Genomic DNA, 18156 nt, shown 5'->3' on the forward strand with positions numbered 1-18156 from the left:
TAAAGTCTATATTTTCCAATGTTAGAGCTTATACAGTCCTTTCTTCGGATAATCCAGTTCCGGATTGCCCTTGTAGCCTACACTGCCACTTCCGCTGGTGCGTACTTTCAGGAAATCTGTGGCATGGCACTTGATGTCGCCTGAACCGGCAACACTGGCGGATGCTTTCTTGGCAACGAAATCGGAAGCAAACAAATCACCCGAACCTGCCACACTGTATTCAGCTTCTTGGGTGCTGCCACTCAGGATGGCGGTACCCGAACCGGCAACGGATGCTCTGGTGAAGTTGGCGGTTACGTTATTCAGCTTCATGTCACCTGAACCTGCAACGGATACTTGGAGGTCATTGCAAGTGATGTTGCTGCTATTGATGTCTCCCGAGCCTGCGATGGAAATATCGAGGTCTGTGCAGGAGATGTTGTTTCCACTGATGTCACCCGAACCAGCCACAGAGATTTTGATGTCATCCGTCTTCAGTCCGTTTTTCAGTTCCACGTCTCCCGAACCTGCCACGGCAATGCCGTTCAGCTTTTCTGCGGACACACGTACTTCCAGTTTATTATAGGATACGCTGACGTTCTTCTTGAAGCCGATGTAGAGGGTATTGTCCTTGACACGGATATCCAGTAAGTCTACAATGTTGTCCGAGGTGTATACTTCCACTGTCGGTTTGCCGGACTTCTGCGTGTAGGTCACGTCGGGGCTGCCGGCTACACTCAGCTTGGTGAAGTTGTCCACTTTTATGTCTTTGGTTACATAATTCTTGCTTGCCTTGACCGTCTTGCTGCCGAAGCCTCCGGAACGGTATGTGTGTTGTTGTGAACAAGCGGTTGTACTGAATGCCAATAAGGCGATTGCGATAAATGTTGTTAGAGCTTTCATATTCTTTTGTTTTTTGTGATTCAGTATTTATTAGTTAGACGTGATCTACCTTGAAAAAGTTGCATATAAAAATGCTTTTTTCAAAGGACGCTCGGTCATCATACTTTAATCAATTATTGTGCCATAAGTGTAAAATGTTGATTATTAAAGGATAGTCGCTTTTGTGTAGTGTTCATTATCGGACACTCCGTCCGCTTTTGTCAGGTATTTGCTTGCGTTTTTGGACGATTCTTTGTTCATTTGCAAAGCCTCTTCCCGCCCCTTTCCTATGGGAGAGGCTTTGATTTATGACAGTAAACCGCATTATAGAAGATAAAGAGCTTGGTCCTTTGTTTGTCCGGGTCAATGCCCGGGCACGGCGTCTTACTTTCCGTACAAAGGAAGATGGAATTTACGTGACTGTGCCTCCCCGGACTTCTCTTGCCGAGGTAGAGAGTGCCATCGAGCAGCTTCGTCCGCGTCTGAAAGCTGCCAGACAGAAGCTGGTCAGAAAGCTGATTGATTTGGATTACCGCATTGATACGGAGTTCTTTAAACTGACGTTGGTCAGCGGACAACGGGAACGGTTCTTGTCCCGTTCGGAATTGGGGGAAATGCAGATAATCTGTCCTCCTGATGCCGATTTCTCGGATGAGAAGTTGCAGGCTTGGCTGCGCAAGGTAATTGAGGAAGCTTTACGGCGAAATGCGAAGATTATTCTTCCGCCCCGTCTGTATATGCTTTCCATGCAGCACAACCTTCCTTACAAGAGTGTGAAGATAAATTCCAGCAGCGGGCGTTGGGGAAGCTGTTCGGCACAAGGCAATATCAACCTTTCCTATTATCTGGTACTTCTTCCCAAGCATCTGATAGACTACGTGCTACTGCACGAACTGGCACATACCCGCGAGATGAATCACGGGGAGCGTTTCTGGGATTTGCTCGACCGGATGACTGATGGAAAGGCACAAGCATTGAGAGCGGAGCTTCGGAAATATCAAACGAAAATAAATGGTTAGAGATTAGTATGGACGGTAAGTAGTTCCTTGTTTTACAGACAGTGATACTGCAAAACTACTGCATACCTCTTGCACTGTCACTGCACTCCTTTTGCAGTGCTGCTGCAATACCTTTGCAGTGACACTGCAACTGTTTTGCAGTAACGCTGCAAAAGGTATGCAGTATCGCTGCAGTGTCACTGCAGGAGTTGTGTAATGTCTTTGCAGTAGCACTGCAAAAGTTATGTGATGTCTTTGTAGTGGCTGTTGGTAAGCCAGGAAAAAGCTTGTTGACTCCGAAATATGAGAGCAAAATGCTTCACAACTTTTTATCCCTAATTTTTTGCCAGCTGCTTCACCTCTTCCCCTTCCTTCTCGAACCGGTATTCGCCCCCTTTTTCGCTTAGCTCAAATAAGGAAAGCTTTTCAGTTGCATTGTTTACAATCATGAGTGCGTTTTGCTCGGCAAAGCGTTTCACTTCGATGGTGAAAGGTTCTTCTGCAATGGTGCGGTTCACCAGCAGGCTGTCGTTGATGAATATGGAAGTGGAATCTCCGGCAAATCCTTTCGTCAGTGTGATGGTGTATGTCTCGATGAAGTTGCGTTCTCCTTCTTTCCGTTGTTGCAGCCTCATGCTCATGTAGACAAAGATGACAACTACAAAAATCACGGCGAAAGCAAGGATGCCGTTGCCTATCATAAACTGCTTGTTGGTATTCAGTCGGTGTGCCATGGATAAAAAGTTTTTTTAAGAATGGTACAAATGTAATGAATAAATTTGAACCGACTGGTTTTTTACTTGCTGTATTCGCTCGGCGTCGCCCCGAATTGTTTCTTGAAGCTGGTCGAGAAATGGGACAGTGTACTGAATCCCGTCATGTCCGCTATCTCTGAGATGGTATATTTCCCTTCCTTTATCAATTTGGCGGCACGGTTCAGCTTGTAGGTCTTGAAGAATACGCTGGGGTTCTCACCCGTCAGCCCCTTTACCTTGTAATAGAATTTGGTGCGGGAGATTTTCAGCAGCTCGGTCATGCGCGCCACGTCCAGTTCCGGATTGGAGAGTTCGTTTTCCATCAGGTGGTAAAGTTCGGTCATGAAGGTGTTGTCTTGCGGGGAGAGCACGTTCTCCTCAATCTCATCCGTTTGGGTGGAACGGCTCAGGAGACTGCGCACTTTCTCACGGTTCTTCAGCTGGGATTTGATAAGCGCCAGCAGGTAGTTGGGCTCGAAAGGTTTCGTTACGTAGGCATCTGCACCGGTATTCAGACCTTCCACCTGGTTCTCTACAGTAGCTTTGGCTGTTACCAGTATCACGGGGATGTGGCATAGTTGCAAGTCTTCCTTTATCTGTCGGCAGAGGTCGTAACCGTTTCTTCCGGGCATCACTACATCGCTCAGTACGAGGTCGGGAGCTTCTTCGCTCATGGCTTTGAAGGCGCTGTCGGCATCGAAGCGGCAGACAACGTTGTAGACGGGAGAAAGCAGGGCCTTCAGGTAGTGGGCCACTTCCGTATCATCGTCTACCACCAGCAGGGTTTGCTTTTGTTGCCGGATGCTCTCTGTGTTTTCCAGTTGATACTGTTCTTCCGTTTGTATCGGAAACGCCTTGTTCTGTTCTTCTTCGGGGAGGGTACATTCTTCGGGGGTATAGGAGAGGTCATTCACCGGCAGCAGCAGGGTGAAGACGGCTCCGCTTCCTTCGGTACGGTTACCGGCTTTCAGGTAGCCGTGATGCAGCAGCGCCAGGCTGCGGGCGTAGTACAAGCCGATGCCGGTTCCCCAGTTATAGGTGCCTTTGGATTGATTGTCCAGTTGGTAGTAGCGTTCGAATACCTTCTCCAACTGTTCCTCGGGGATTCCGTTCCCGCTGTCGGCCACGGCAACTTTGACGTATTGCGTGTCGATGTCTTTGTCGGTCAGCGTAAAGAGACGCGCAGCCTCTTCGCGGGTAATGACGTCGAAGCACAGTTCCACTTTCCCACCGTTCGGAGTGAACTTCAAGGCGTTTGAAAGCAGGTTTCCTACAATCTTGTCCAGCTTGTCCACGTCCAGCCACATGAGGAAAGTATCCTCCAGGCCATAAGTGTTCAGTGCGATGCCTTTCTCGTTGGCGTTGATGCGGAAAATATCTACAAAGCGTTGCAGTTGCGAGATGATGTCAGTCCGTTTCACTCGCAGCTTCAGGGTGTCATTCTCCAGTTTGTTGAAGTCCATCAGCTGGTTCACCAGACGGAGCATGCGCCCCACACTGCGTTGTACGATGTAAAGCAGTTGTTTGTTTTCTCCCTCTATCTTGGGACTTTCGCAAAGTTGTGTCACCGGGCCCGAAATCATGGTGAGCGGGGTGCGGAACTCGTGCGAGATGTTGGCAAAGAAACTCATGTTCATGCGGTTCACCCGTTGTTCCTGCTCCTTCTCAAGTTTGGCACGCCGGGTGGTTTCTTTTTCCTGCTTGATACGTAGCCAGGCACGGATGAAGATACCGATGATGGCGGCGGCAATAAGCAGATAGATACACCATGCCCACCACGTTTGCCAAGGGGCGGGCTTTACGATGACGCGTATGGAATTCTCCCTTTCTACAATGCTCTTGTCGTTATTGGTTATTTTAACTTTGAAGGTGTAGGTACCGGCAGGCAGATTGGCATAGTAGGCCTCGCGGTTGTTGCGGGCATCAATCCAATATTTGTCGAAACCGTCCATCTTGTAATAATAATGTACGCGTTCATATTCGCAGTAGTCCAGTGCGGCAAAGGAGATGCTGAAACCATTCTGATTGTGGTCCAGGCAGATGTCCGGTCGGTAGGAGAGGTGCTTGTCTATACTTTCGCTGTCTTGTGGGCGTGCCAACCGGTTGTGTATCTTCAAATCCTCGAAGAGCAGTGGAATTTCCCGTTTGGTACTTACGTCCATAGGGTTGAAGAAAGTCAGCCCGTGCGTACCGCCAAAAACAAGTGTCCCGTCGGGCAGGCGGCATGAAGAACGGTCGTAAAACTGATTGCCGCCTATGCCGTCGGCGGCATAGTAGTTGGTAAATTTCCCTACGGTGCGGTCATATTTGCCCAGCCCGTATTGTGTGCCTGCCCATATATTGCCTTGTGCATCTTCCTCAATGCAAGAGATGTCCCGGCAGGGTGTACCCTCTATGGTCTCGATTTTTCCGGTGGCGGCAGAATAGTGCAGCAGTCCGTTGCTGACGGTCCCAATCCATACATCTCCACGACTGTCTTCGAAGATGTCGGTAGGGATGAATACTGAACGTTGGATACAAGCTTGCCAGTCGGTGTTCTCGAATGGTACTTCAGCGCTTTCCCAATTGTCGGGATTGATTTGCATGACTGGGTTCATGAAGGCAGTGGTCCACATCTTTCCGTTGTTGCGTGGAAGGAGTCCGGGTATGAAGGTTCCCGTCCAGGAAAATACTTTTGTTTGGACAAATTCTTTTTCTTTACGCTTTTTGGCATAAAGTTTAGGGCTGTATGTACCCACCCAAATTGTTCCACAACGATCTTGTGCAAACGACAGTGGTAGGAAGATGTCATGAATAGACTCTGTCTTCAGTATGCCGTTTTTATAGCTGCATTTCATCACCTTGCTCGCATAGAGGGCCGCCAGCCAGATGTAGCCCTCATCATCTACGAATACGCGTGTGATGTCCGGTTTGTCGGTAGCGCTTTTTCCCGGAAGTCCAGCCGAGTCCACTTCTTTCACTTCGTGGCTGTCCATGTTGTAAACGTACAGCCCGTCTATCATGGTGGCCATCCAGAGATTTCGCTCCTTGTCCACTGCCACGGACAGCACTGACTTTCGGTTCAGGTATGAGCTGAGATGATTATTGGTGTTGAAACGTTCTTTATAGTTGTAACGCACGACATAGCCTTGGTCTACAGAGCCTATCCACAGGTTTTTCTGTGAGTCGGTAAACATGGTGCTTATCTTGAAGTGAGGCACTTCGAAGGGAAAACCGTTTTCGCTCTGATGTATCACGTATCCTTCCACGTAGTTGTAGAGAAACATTCCTTGTTGGTCGGTATTCAGCAGCAGGCTGTTGCTGCCGTAAGGGTGGATGTAGTTGACGTTGGCATGCAGCAGCAACGGATGGCTCCGAAGGGCTTGGGGTGTTTCCTTGAATTTGTGCGTATGTGTGTCGAACAATGTTATCTGGCGGTTTCCCGCCAGCCATAGGATTCCGTTGGTGTGCATGAAGAAGTGGGTGGGAAAAATGCCTTGCATTGGAATGGAGTCTTCCAGCGCTAGTGTGGAGGAGTTGTAGCGGCGCAGAGACAGTGGGGTCACTGCCCACAGTTTGTTGCTCTGGTCTATGAAGCAGCGGTTGTTGAAGGTATAGTTTGGGTCAAATATCTTGATGGGTACGTCAAATTTGTGTGTTTGTGGATTATATACGGCAAGGTTGTGCATCATGTTCAGAAAAATCTTTCCGTCTTTGTTCTCGAGTATTTGGATGCCGTTTTTATTGGGGAAGTCCAGTGGGATATTTTGGAAATTATCTTTGTCTGTGTATAGGCTGGTTCCATTTACGGTGACTACCCACAACCGGCCTTGTGAATCACGGAAGAGGTCGTTGATTTGATTATCGGGTATATCCAGCGAGTCATCCGTACAGTAATACTGATGATATTCGTGTACATTATATTTGTTTACCCCTCGTGAAGTTCCTATCCAAATGTGTCCTTGTGCATCTTCGGCAAAGGCGGTGACCTTCTGATTGGAGAGGTCATTGGTGATGACGGGGCTTTCGATGCTGCCTTCCGGTGTGGGCTTTGTGTCCGACGGATTGCACGCGGTGATTAAACACAATAGAAGTAAGTATTTAATGTATTTCATAATATATAGTGTAGACTAAAAGCATTGGCATGTCATCCATTTGTTTTGTTCAACGAATCTCTGCATTACGATGCGAAAATACTCATAAAAATTGAGAGAGAGACTGCCGGAGAGCATGTTTTGAACAAATCTGCAAACATTTGAACATTGGAGAAAGCTGTTTTGAACATCGGGGAAAGCCGTTTGGATAACGTAGAAAATCCTTCTGGGGAGAATGTGCTAATATTGCAATCATAAAAACATAAAACTAATACATAATATGAAAAAGCAATTCTTGTCAGTGTTAGCATTCTCCGCCATCCTACTTTCCTCGTGCGGAGGGACAGCTAAAATAGAGAAAGCATCTGCTTGTGGGCAGGAGGGGGAGATTACGGCTTCTTCGGCAACCGCCATTGCCGAGACCGAATCAGGAAAAGTAGCCGGATATGTGGAAAATGGTATCTATATATATAAAGGTATCCCATATGCCAAAGCCGAACGTTTTATGCCGCCCGTGGCCGCTGATAAATGGGAAGGCGTCCGCAGCAGCCGTGCCTATGGCCCTACTTGTCCGCAAGGCAAGCGCATGGGATGGTACAGCGACGAGCAGGCGTTTGCCTTCAACTGGGATGACGGTTATCCTGACGAGAATTGTCTGCGGGTGAATATCTGGACACCGGGACTGAAAGACGGGAAGAAACGCCCCGTCATGGTGTGGCTGCATGGTGGAGGTTATTCCGCCGGCAGTGGTCAGGAGCTTCCCTCGTATGACGGAACAAATCTGGCAAAGAAAGGGGATGCAGTGGTTGTGACGCTGAATCATCGTCTCAACGTCCTGGGTTTTCTCGACCTTTCCGCCTATGGCGATAAATATGCAAAATCGGGCAATGCCGGACTGCTTGATCTGGTGGCGGCACTGCAATGGGTGAATAAGAATATAGAATCCTTCGGTGGAGATGCTCGGAATGTTACCATTTTCGGTCAATCCGGTGGAGGAGGCAAGGTCTCTACGCTACTTGCCACGCCATCGGCGAGAGGCTTGTTCCATAAAGCCATTGTACAAAGCGGATCTATGCTTCGCACGATGGAGCAAAAGTATTCTCGTCGCATTGGCAGTGCCGTGATGGAAGAACTTGGTCTGAAGGCTTCGCAGATAGACGAACTCTGCAAGATGCCGTATGACAAGGTGCTTGCCGCCGGTGACAAGGCGATAGCCAAAGTGCGTGCAGAGGCAGAGAAGGAGGGGGTGTCTTCCTTCATTTTTGGCTGGGCGCCTACGGTGGACGGCGATGTACTGCCCGTACAGCCTTTCGACCCTCAAGCTCCAGCACAAAGCAAGGGCATTCCGGTAATGATTGGCACTACTCTGCACGAATTTACCATGAGTACTTATGTCCCCGCTTTTCGTACCATTACCAAAGAAAAAGCGGTGGAATTCCTGCAAAAGAAATACGGCGAACGTACGGACGAGTTCCTTACCGCTTTCGAGAAAGCCTACCCCGGCTATCAGCCTAAAGATTTGGTGGATGTGGACTTCGTGTTCCGTCCCGGTGCTGTGGAGCAGGCTAAACTGAAAGCTGCGCAGCAGGGTGCTCCGGTCTATATGTACATGTTCGCGTGGGAATCGCCCGTACTTGACGGCATGTTTCGCAGCACGCACTGCATGGACATTCCCTTTGCCTTCAACAATGTAGTGCGCCACGCTTCCATGACCGGGGGTGGCGCTGAAGCACAAGCTTTGGGCGAAAAGATGAGCAGCGCGTGGTTGAACTTTGCCCGTACGGGCAATCCCAATGCCGAAGGGTTACCCGAGTGGGAACCTTATACCGCAGAAAAGGGAGCAACGATGATTTTCAATAACGATTGCCAAGTGAAGTATAACCATGACAAGGAACTGCTGGAGGTAGTGATGGCATTTCCTACACGTGGGTTCTGACACTTTCTTAAGAAACCTTTTATTATTAACATAAATCTAATTTAATCAAATGAAACAAAATCTGAAGCAAACAGCTCGGAAGAGACTTGCAGCTATGGCACTCTTCCTATTGATCTGTCTTCCTTTCAGTCTGGCACAAGCCCAGACTATAAAGGTGAACGGTAGGGTTACTGACGACCTGAATGAACCGATGATTGGCGTGAGTATCTTTGAGAAAGGCACTACCAACGGTGTCATTACGGATATGGACGGCAACTACTCTTTGTCTGTGAAAGAAGGAGCGACGATTGTCTATTCCTACATCGGCTACCTGACACAAGAAAAGAAAGCAGTGGCAGGAGTAATGAATGTGATATTGAAAGAAGACACTAAAACGCTGGATGAAGTGGTGGTGGTAGGTTATGGCGTGCAGAAGAAAAGTTCACTGACCGGTGCCGTATCTTCGGTAAAATCAGAAGATATGGAAGCACGTACCATTACCCGTGCTGAGCAGGCATTGCAGGGTAAAACTGCTGGTGTGCAAGTGCTCAGTGCATCTGCTAAACCGGGTGCTTCTCCACAGGTGCGTATCCGTGGAATAAGTTCTAACGGCTCTTGCGATCCGCTGTATGTAGTGGATGGACGTATTGCCAGCGATATTGGTGGTATTGACCCTAATGACATTGAGTCTATGGAAGTTTTGAAGGATGGTGCTTCTGCAGCTATCTATGGCGCTGCTGCCGGTAACGGTGTAGTATTGATTACTACAAAGAAAGGAAAAGGAAACGGTAAAATCACATACGATTTTCAATATACTTCACAGAGTTTGGGTAAAGTACCCGAAGTAATGAATGCTGCGCAGTATAAGGAATTCTTCTTGGAAAACAAGAAGCTTACCCAGAGTGCTTTTGATACCTATTGGGATGGAAAAACCGATACGGATTGGGTCGATGAGGCTTTTGAAAACAGTTCGATGGTACGTCATAATGTGACTTTCCAAGGTGGTAGCGACAGAGGTTCTTTCTATCTGTCATTGTCCCACCTTGATAACGACGGTATGATTGTCGGCAATGCCGATACTTATGAACGACTCACGGGAATGGTAAATGCCAGCTGGAAAATCAAACCTTGGCTGGAGGTAGGTACCAATAATCAGATTGAGCACTACAAAACTCAGTCCGTAGCCGAGGGCAATGAGTATGGTAGCATGATGCTTTCTGTATTACAATTAGACCCTCTGACCAAGCCTCTTTATCCTATTGATGACTTGCCGTTGAATATGGCTACCATCTATAAGGATCATAAGAATATGTTGGGCGATGGAAACGGCAACCTTTATGGTGTATCAGCTTTCACTGGCAATGCCGAAGCTATCAATCCTTTTGCCATGCGTGACAACTCTTATACCAAGAACAGAGGCTTTAATATCAATGGTTCTACTTATTTGAATTTTATGCCTATCAAGGGGCTTACCGTTACTTCTCGTCTTTCTTATCGTTTGGCTTCAACTTCCTCTTATGGCGTGGGGCAATCTTATTACTATACTGACAAGGCTAAACGTGATTGGGTGGAGGTTTCGGCTTCGGATTATAGCCCAACCTATTATCAGTGGGAGAACTTTTTGAACTACACCCGTTCTTTTGGCAAACACAACGCAACATTGATGTTGGGAACTTCTTATAGTCAGAGCCGTTCTTATGGCGTTAGCGGAAGTAAGAAGGGATATAATGAAGATACTACAGATATGTGGGGAAATGTGATTAACAGAGTTTCGCATTTGGGTTTCTTGCAGAATGATCCTAATTTCTTCTACTTTGCCTATGCTACATCTGATGCTGTAAAGGATGTAAGTGGTGGTGAGCCTACCTATACTCGTAAATTATCTTACTTCGGACGTTTGAATTATGACTATGCCGGAAAGTACATGGCTCAGTTCTCACTGCGTGCCGATGCTGCTGACCTCTCTGTGTTGCCAAAGAACAAACGTTGGGGCTATTTCCCGGCAGTTTCTTTGGGTTGGGTTCTTTCGGAGGAAAATTTTATGAAAGGAACTGAAGACTGGCTGTCACAATTAAAGCTCCGTGCCAGTTGGGGACAGAATGGTTCTACTGCATCATTGGGCGGTTATAAATGGAATGTATCAATTGGTGCTACCGGGCATTTGGCTGTAGGTGATAATAATAATTTCTCTTACATCAATGGTTATGCTCCCTCTGCTACCGGTAATGACGGACTTAAATGGGAAACTTCTGAACAAACCAATATAGGTATTGATGCCCGTTTCTTGAATAGCCGTTTGACTGTTACAGCCGATTATTTCCATAAAAAGACAAAAGACCTGATTGTTTCGGGCATTAAGGCTTCAACTGTAGTAGGTAACAGTTTCTCGCCAGTTAATGCCGGTAATATTACGAACAAGGGGTTTGAATTGGAACTGGGATGGCAAGATCGTATTGGTGACTTTGCTTATGGTGTCCGTGCCAACGTTGCTACATTGAAGAATAAAGTGACCAAGATGCATGAGTCTTTATCAAGTATTGATGGGGCTACTTATGTGACTTATGGAGCCATTACTCGTTTTGAGGTAGGTAAGCCCGCGTGGTATTTTTATGGTTATGATTTCATGGGTGTGGATTCAAAAACCGGTGAGCCAATCTTTAGAGATATTGATGGTGTAGAAGGTATTACGGATAATGATAAGACAGAAATTGGTAAGGGAATTGCCGACTATACTTATGGTATTACCTTGAATGCAGCTTGGAAGGGATTTGATTTTATCTTGTTTGGTACGGGTTCTCAAGGTAACGATGTGTTCTGTGGCTTGAACCGTGTGGATTACAATTTGAATCAGCTGACTTATTTTACAAAAAACCGCTGGACAGAAAGCAATCGCAATGGGAAGACTCCTGCATCAGGCGCTACAGATTATACCAAGTATCTGACTTCTTCCGGTTGTGTATTTGACGGTTCTTATTTTAAAATTAAACAGATTCAGTTAGGTTATTCTTTCCCGAAGCAACTGATTAAGAAGGTAGCAATTGAAAATCTACGTATATATGGCTCACTTGAGGACTTCTTTACTTTTACAGACTATCCTGGTTTTGACCCTGAAGTTACCGGTGTCGGAAATTCATTAGGTGTGGATAAAGGTAGTTATCCTAATTCAAAGAAGGTTGTTCTTGGTTTGAGTGTGACATTCTGATTTTTATGAACTTATTAAAATGAAAAACATATGAAATTAAGATATTCTTTAATGCTCGGAGCGCTCCTTATATTGGCTGGCACTTCGTGTGAAGACAAATTGGATATACCTCAAAAAGGTGTATTGGACTTTTCCACTTATTATAAAACTGACGAACAAGCTCAAGCAGCGGCTGATGCGCTTTATATACAACTCAAGGGTACATACTATAACTATACGATGATGAAGAATGCCCTTTCGGACGATGTTTGGGCAGGTGGTGGTGGTCGTAATGACAATGCAGAGCTGGAAGGCTGTAATGAATATTCATTTGGCTCAGACCAAAGTTTTATCGGAGGCGTATGGGAAAGCTACTATCAGCTTATTTATAAGGCGAATGTGATTCTGGGACGTGTTGAGCCTGATACTGATTTGAAGAAGAAGGCTTGTGCTGAAGCCAAGTTCTTCCGTGCTTTTGCTTATTTTGATTTAGTTTCTATGTGGGGTGATGTACCATTGGTAGACCATGAACTTGATAAATCCGAATATCAGTTGGCTCGTTCGCCTAAGGCTGATATTTGGGCGTTGATAGAGCGGGACCTGACTGAAGCTATCAATTCAGGACTCTTGGAGGAAAAGAAGAGTGTAGATGATAAAACGACATGGCGTGTTACCAAGCAGTTGGCACAAGCTATATTGGGTAAAGCTTATTTATGGCAAGAAAAATTCCATGAAGCTGCTGTTGTCTTGAATGAGGTTAGAGCTAGCGGTAAGTATAAACTTTATGATGGAAATTATGAGGATATCTTGACCTACAAGGCTGAGTATAATTGTGAAAGTATGCTCGAAAGTAACCGTATTTTTGATGCAAGTAATTCCATGGATGAGTTCAGTTTCTTTGAGGTGATGAATCATTGGCGCACTGATAAGTTGGATATGTCTGGCTCTAACAATCAGTTTAATGGTACCGGATGGGGATTTATGGTTCCTCAGAAAAAGTTGTATGATGCATTTGTTCAGGAAGAGGGTGTAGATGGTTATCGGTTGAATCAGACAATGAAAACCTATGACCAAATTACTCAATTGGGTGTCAAGGTTGCCAAAGGGCAGAGTTTGATTAATGAAGGTTATTTCATGTGGAAACGTCGCTTCTCGAATGTAGAATCTCCTGCTGGGTTCTGGTGTTCATATAATAACTATCGTTGGATGCGTTATGCTGAAGTCTTGTTACTGGCAGCTGAAGCAAACCTGAAGGATGGCAATCAATCCGAAGCTGATGCTTGCTTGAATGAGGTGCGTCAGCGTGCAAGATTGGATGCTAAGACAGCTACCCTGGATGCCATTAAATTGGAAAAGAGACTGGAACTCTGTTCTGAATATACCCGTTATCAGGATATTATCCGTTGGAAAGATGCGGAGGCTTTGCTTAAGGATCAGGGTGAAAGAACACCTATCTTGTCAAATAAGGCAGGAAAAGATGAGCCGGATAATGTAGCGGTAGAATACATTCAGTATAACAAGGATAAAACGCGTTATGGTTTCAAGGAAAGACATTATTTGTTGCCTATTCCGGCAAAGGAGATCCGCTTGAATCCGAATATGGAACAAAATGCAGGTTGGTAAAGCGTATAAAGAATCAAAATCTAACTTCGTCGTCTGATGCAGATAAACAAAATTAGATTTTTCTAACTGATTAATTGTTTGTAGAAGAAGTCCCCCGTGGGAATCAGCTAATTGTACGGGGGCTTCTTTTGTGGCTTTTTAAATATAATATATATGAGAAGATTGTCAATTACTTTATTTTCACTCTGTCTGGCATCTGCCTTGACTGCACAGACGACCGGTTCGAATCAGTCAGTCAGACTGCGTGCCGACAATATCGACGAAGTGGTCAGTGCTATGACCCTCGAAGAGAAGGTACACCTCGTCATCGGTTGTGGGATGTCGATGGGAAGTGATACCAAGTTTCCCGGAACAGCGGGACGTACTTACGACATTCCCCGACTGGGTATCCCTTCCGCCTATCTTGCCGACGGACCGCACCGGTTGGCGATGGCTGCCAAGCGGGAATTCGACAGCCGTACTTATCATGCTACGGAATTCCCTTCCAGCACCACGGTGGCAGCTACTTTCAATCCGGATGCAGCCCATAAGGTGGGACGTACTTTGGGTATGGAAGTGAAGGATTATGGTTTGGATGTGTTGCTGGCACCGGGTGTCAACCTGATGCGAAATGTGCTTTGCGGACGTAACCATGAATATTATTCGGAAGATCCGGTGTTGGCTGGTAAAATGGCTGCTGCCTATATCAATGGAGTCCAGAGCCGGGGGACAGGTACCTGCCTGAAACACTTTGCCGTGAACAACCAGGAGACCAACCGCAATAACAACGACTCTCGCCTGACACAGCGCCCCTTGCGCGAGCTGTATTTGAAGTGCTTCGAGATTGCTGTCAAAGAGTCTCAGCCCTGGAGCGTGATGACCGCCTACAATAAGGTGAACGGCAAATATACCTGCGAGGACCGCGAACTGACAGAAGACATCCTCCGCGACGAATGGGGATTCAAGGGACTGGTGATGTCCGACTGGAATGCCGGAAAAGATGCCGTGACCTCCATCGTAGCAGGAAACGACATGCTTCAACCGGGGCAAGACCGCCAGTATAAAGCTATTTTGGAAGCCGTAGAGAACGGTACACTGGATTTGGCACTCCTCGACCGCAGCGTGAAGCGTGTGCTGGAGTTTGTGGTCAAGAGCCATACCTTTGCCGGCTACGAGTATCCCAATAAAACCGATTTGGAGGCTCATGCGCAAGTAGACCGTGAGATAGGTGCGGAAGGTATCGTGCTGCTGGATAACAAGCAGGCGCTACCCATGGCTGCCGGCATCAAAAAAGTGGCCCTTTATGGAACTACTTCCTATGACATGGTTCCTGCCGGCATGGGCTTTGGCAGTACGGGCATCGGCTATTACACGGTTTCTATGGTAGAAGGTTTGCGCAATGCGGGCTACATCGTGGACAAAGAATTGCTGAACTGCTACAAGAAGCATATGGCCGACGAGCAGAAACGGCTCTTTCCTCACGGAAAACCGCCTTTCGCCTTTACTCCGCTGCCCCGTGCCGAGGAGTTCCTGCCCACTGCCGAGGAACTGGCTGCACAAGTGAAGGCCAACGACATTGCCGTGCTTACGCTGGGGCGTGTCAGTGGCGAGGGCTGTGACCGCCGTGTGGAAGATTTCCTCCTGAAGGAGAACGAATTGGCTCTGATTAAGCAAGTGTCTGCCGCTTATCGTGCTGCAGGCAAGAAACTGGTGGTGGTTCTCAACATCTGCAGCCCGGTGGAGACTGCTTCTTGGAAGGGACTGGCAGATGCAGTGGTTTGTGCCTTCCAGCCGGGACAAGAGGTGGGTAATTGTATCACGGACATCCTGACCGGAAAGGTGAATCCTTCGGGCAAGTTACCCATGACGTTTGCCGTGAAATATGGCGATGCGCCGTCGGATGCTAACTTCCCTTTTGATTACGAGTTCAAGATGCCGTCGTTTGCTATGGGTACCGGCATGAACTTCAAGTCCGAAAAGAAAGAGGAGAAACCGAAGGAACCGGAGAAAAATGTGGATTTCACCAACTATGAAGAGGGAATCTATGTGGGTTATCGCTATTTCGACACTTTCGGTAAAGAGGTTTCCTATCCGTTCGGTCATGGTTTGAGCTATACTGCTTTTGACTATGCGGTAGAGAACGCCAAAATGGATGCCGACCGCTGTGAGTTGAAAGTGAGCGTGAAGAACATCGGCAAGGTGGCAGGGCGTGAAGCTGTACAACTCTATGTGAAAGCTCCGAATGGGGGACTTGACAAGCCTGCCAAGGAGTTGAAGGCCTTCGGCAAAACTGCCTTGCTCCAGCCGGGCGAGAGCCAGACACTGATTCTGACTTGGAACGTGATGGACATGGCTTCCTTTAATGAGAAAAACAGCTCTTGGGAGTTGGCTAAGGGTGAATATCAGTGGATGGTTGCCGCATCTTCGGCCGATGTGCGTTGCACAGCGGTACAGAGGGTGACAAAGGCACGCAAGCAGAAAGTGCATGATGCCATGCGGGCGCAAGTGCCTGTGGCTGTGTATCCGATGGTGAAGAGATGAGGGGGATATGCGTGAAAAAACTGATATATATCAATTAGTTTTAGAGTGGAAAACGCTTATTTTGTAGTACATTTTTAAATCGATACCATGAAAAGATTGATACTCTCTCTTTTAGCCGTCTGCTTGCTGTGGATGGCAAATGCACAAAATCCTGCATGGGGACCGCAAAGCAAGGTAGTGACCGACAGCATCTACAGCCAGGTATTGAAAGCACACCGTGCCTACACCATCTATCTGCCGCAAAGCTATAGCAATGAAACGGATAGGAAATATCCTATCCTCTATTTGCTGCACGGCATGTCGGGGGTGAATACCAGTTGGTTTACAGACCAACGTGTGAAGGACGTGATGGACCAGTTGGTGGCATCGGGCGAGGCTTGCGAGATGATTATCGTCAGCCCTAATGCCGGAGGCAATCCGGCTACTTGCTGGAACGGCTACTTCAACATGCCGGGCTGGGCTTACGAAGATTTCTTCTATAAGGAGTTCCTTCCTTATATAGAGAAGACTTACCGGGTGAAAGGTGATAAGCGGCATCGTGCCATTGCCGGACTTTCTATGGGCGGAGGTGGAACGGCAAGCTATGCACAGCGCTATCCGGATATGTATTGTGCTGCCTATGCCATGAGTGCTTTGATGAACATCCCCGTCAGTGGTGAGGAGGTGGGAAAAGATCCCGACCCCACAAACAAGATGGCTGTGCTGACGCGTTCTGTGCAGGAACATAGTTGCATCAGGTATGTGGTTGAGGCAGATGATGCGCGTAAGGCACAGCTTCGTACAGTACAGTGGTTTGTGGATTGCGGAGATGATGACTTTCTGCTGGACCGTAATATAGAGTTTTTCCAAGCGATGCGTAATGCCGGTATCCCTTGCCAGTTCCGTGTGCGGGATGGCGGACATACCAGCGAATATTGGCATTCGGCACTTTATATGTGCCTGCCTTTTGTAAGTCGCAGCTTTGCTAAATAACAAAAAGCTAATTCATTTAATATAAGAAATTATGAAAAGATTATTAAGTTCGGCAGCGATGCTGCTGGTCTGCTGTGTCACCCTTTTTGCACAGCAAGCTCTTTGGGGAGGTGCGGCGGTTGTCTCTCCTGATATTCATGACGACAACACGGTTACTTTTCGCTTGAAAGCTCCTAAGGCTGTAAGGGTGCAGATTACTGGTGATTTTCTGCCTCCACAAACTATTAAGACTCCTCGTGGCGATTATGATGCACCGGGCATTGCCGATTTGACAGAGGGGAAGGATGGCGTTTGGGAATTTACTACTCCCGAACCATTGAAGCCGGAACTTTATGGATACTCCTTTATTGTGGATGGATTGAGAATGATGGACCCGAGCAATGTTTACATGATTCGGGATGTGGCTACCGTGACCAATGTATTTATCATCGGTGGTGACCGTGCCGATTTGTATAAAGTGAATAAGGTACCCCATGGAACGGTAAGTCGCATGTGGTACAATAGTCCTTCGCTGGGAATGGACCGCCGTCTGACGATTTACACTCCGGCTGGTTATGAAACCAGCGGCAAGCGTTATCCGGTATTTTATCTGCTTCATGGTGCAGGTGGTGATGAGGAAGCTTGGATTGCTCTTGGCCGTACTTCGCAGATATTGGATAATCTCATTGCACAAGGCAAGGCTAAACCTATGATTGTGGTGATGACTAACGGCAATGCTTGGCAAGATGCTGCTGCAGGTGAATCTCCCAAGGGTTTTGTTGCCCCCTCCATGCGTCCCGACGAAAGAGCGAAGGTGGCGGAAGGTGCTTTTGAACTCTCGTTTCCCGAAATTGTGAAGTTCGTGGAGAAGAATTTCCGCACTCTTGCCAATAAGAAGAACCGTGCTATTGCCGGGCTTTCTATGGGTAGTTTCCACTCTTGCAATATTTCCAAGTATTACCCGGACATGTTCGACTATGTAGGTCTTTTCTCCGGTGCAAGTACCGGAAACGATAAATCGACTTGTCCGGTCTATACCGACTTCGAAGGTAAGCTGAAGACTCAGTTTGCCAAGAAACCGGCTCTTTACTTCATCGCATGCGGCAAGACGGACTTTGTTTATAAAGGTGTGGCCGACTTTCGCAAGTTGCTTGACGACAATGGTTATAAGTACGAGTATCTTGAAACGGGCGAGGGACATATCTGGAGGAACTGGCGAATCTATCTGACGGAGTTCGCGCCGAAGTTGTTCAAATAAGAGGATTTGGTATAACTAATT

General features: G+C 47.2%; 10 protein-coding genes. 7 read left to right on the forward strand and 3 right to left on the reverse strand.

Going from position 1 to position 18156, the window contains the following annotated elements; genetic code table 11:
• Positions 1-21: 21 nt before the first annotated feature.
• Complete coding sequence (locus NQ510_RS05825; protein ID WP_005825867.1) at positions 22-882, reverse strand: head GIN domain-containing protein; 861 nt, start codon at positions 880-882, stop codon at positions 22-24.
• Positions 883-1169: 287 nt separating this feature from the next.
• Between NQ510_RS05825 and NQ510_RS05830 the strand changes: the two genes are divergently transcribed.
• Positions 1170-1880 (forward strand): YgjP family zinc-dependent metalloprotease, encoded by a 711-nt coding sequence (locus NQ510_RS05830; protein ID WP_005825865.1) that lies wholly within the window; start codon positions 1170-1172, stop codon positions 1878-1880.
• 314 nt (positions 1881-2194) lie between these two features.
• Here NQ510_RS05830 and NQ510_RS05835 read toward each other — a convergent pair whose 3' ends face one another.
• Together NQ510_RS05835 and NQ510_RS05840 are read right to left on the reverse strand one after the other, a co-directional pair.
• Positions 2195-2593: a hypothetical protein gene (locus NQ510_RS05835; protein WP_005825862.1), complete on the reverse strand. Its 399-nt coding sequence runs from the start codon at positions 2591-2593 to the stop codon at positions 2195-2197.
• A gap of 62 nt (positions 2594-2655) precedes the next feature.
• The gene (locus NQ510_RS05840) at positions 2656-6708 is read right to left on the reverse strand and encodes a hybrid sensor histidine kinase/response regulator transcription factor (RefSeq protein ID WP_005825860.1); all 4053 of its coding nucleotides are present in this window, start codon (positions 6706-6708) and stop codon (positions 2656-2658) included.
• A 259-nt stretch (positions 6709-6967) separates the two neighbouring features.
• On the opposite strand from NQ510_RS05840, the gene NQ510_RS05845 reads away from it, so the two are divergent.
• The 6 genes from NQ510_RS05845 (at position 6968) to NQ510_RS05870 (ending at position 18135) form a co-directional block, all read left to right on the forward strand.
• Positions 6968-8623: a carboxylesterase/lipase family protein gene (locus NQ510_RS05845; protein ID WP_005825859.1), complete on the forward strand. Its 1656-nt coding sequence runs from the start codon at positions 6968-6970 to the stop codon at positions 8621-8623.
• Positions 8624-8672: 49 nt separating this feature from the next.
• Entirely contained in the window at positions 8673-11804 is a 3132-nt protein-coding gene (locus NQ510_RS05850; RefSeq protein ID WP_005825858.1) for a SusC/RagA family TonB-linked outer membrane protein, read from the forward strand.
• Positions 11805-11834: 30 nt separating this feature from the next.
• Positions 11835-13406 (forward strand): RagB/SusD family nutrient uptake outer membrane protein, encoded by a 1572-nt coding sequence (locus tag NQ510_RS05855; RefSeq protein WP_034525472.1) that lies wholly within the window; start codon positions 11835-11837, stop codon positions 13404-13406.
• Positions 13407-13559: 153 nt separating this feature from the next.
• Entirely contained in the window at positions 13560-15926 is a 2367-nt protein-coding gene (locus tag NQ510_RS05860) for a glycoside hydrolase family 3 C-terminal domain-containing protein (RefSeq protein WP_005825856.1), read from the forward strand.
• 87 nt (positions 15927-16013) lie between these two features.
• Entirely contained in the window at positions 16014-16898 is an 885-nt protein-coding gene (locus tag NQ510_RS05865; RefSeq protein WP_005825855.1) for an alpha/beta hydrolase, read from the forward strand.
• A gap of 31 nt (positions 16899-16929) precedes the next feature.
• Positions 16930-18135, forward strand: a complete 1206-nt coding sequence (locus NQ510_RS05870) for an esterase (RefSeq protein WP_005825853.1) — start codon at positions 16930-16932, stop codon at positions 18133-18135.
• The last annotated feature ends 21 nt before the right edge of the window (positions 18136-18156 follow it).

The sequence above is a fragment of the Bacteroides uniformis genome (assembly GCF_025147485.1).
In the GTDB taxonomy this organism is placed as follows: domain Bacteria; phylum Bacteroidota; class Bacteroidia; order Bacteroidales; family Bacteroidaceae; genus Bacteroides; species Bacteroides uniformis.

Excerpts from the sequence above, each read along its gene's own strand:
- NQ510_RS05825 (WP_005825867.1), bottom strand. The coding sequence starts at position 882 with ATGAAAGCTCTAACAACATTTATCGCAATCGCCTTATTGGCATTCAGT.
- NQ510_RS05830 (WP_005825865.1), top strand. The coding sequence starts at position 1,170 with ATGACAGTAAACCGCATTATAGAAGATAAAGAGCTTGGTCCTTTGTTT.
- NQ510_RS05835 (WP_005825862.1), bottom strand. The coding sequence starts at position 2,593 with ATGGCACACCGACTGAATACCAACAAGCAGTTTATGATAGGCAACGGC.
- NQ510_RS05840 (WP_005825860.1), bottom strand. The coding sequence starts at position 6,708 with ATGAAATACATTAAATACTTACTTCTATTGTGTTTAATCACCGCGTGC.
- NQ510_RS05845 (WP_005825859.1), top strand. The coding sequence starts at position 6,968 with ATGAAAAAGCAATTCTTGTCAGTGTTAGCATTCTCCGCCATCCTACTT.
- NQ510_RS05850 (WP_005825858.1), top strand. The coding sequence starts at position 8,673 with ATGAAACAAAATCTGAAGCAAACAGCTCGGAAGAGACTTGCAGCTATG.
- NQ510_RS05855 (WP_034525472.1), top strand. The coding sequence starts at position 11,835 with ATGAAATTAAGATATTCTTTAATGCTCGGAGCGCTCCTTATATTGGCT.
- NQ510_RS05860 (WP_005825856.1), top strand. The coding sequence starts at position 13,560 with ATGAGAAGATTGTCAATTACTTTATTTTCACTCTGTCTGGCATCTGCC.
- NQ510_RS05865 (WP_005825855.1), top strand. The coding sequence starts at position 16,014 with ATGAAAAGATTGATACTCTCTCTTTTAGCCGTCTGCTTGCTGTGGATG.
- NQ510_RS05870 (WP_005825853.1), top strand. The coding sequence starts at position 16,930 with ATGAAAAGATTATTAAGTTCGGCAGCGATGCTGCTGGTCTGCTGTGTC.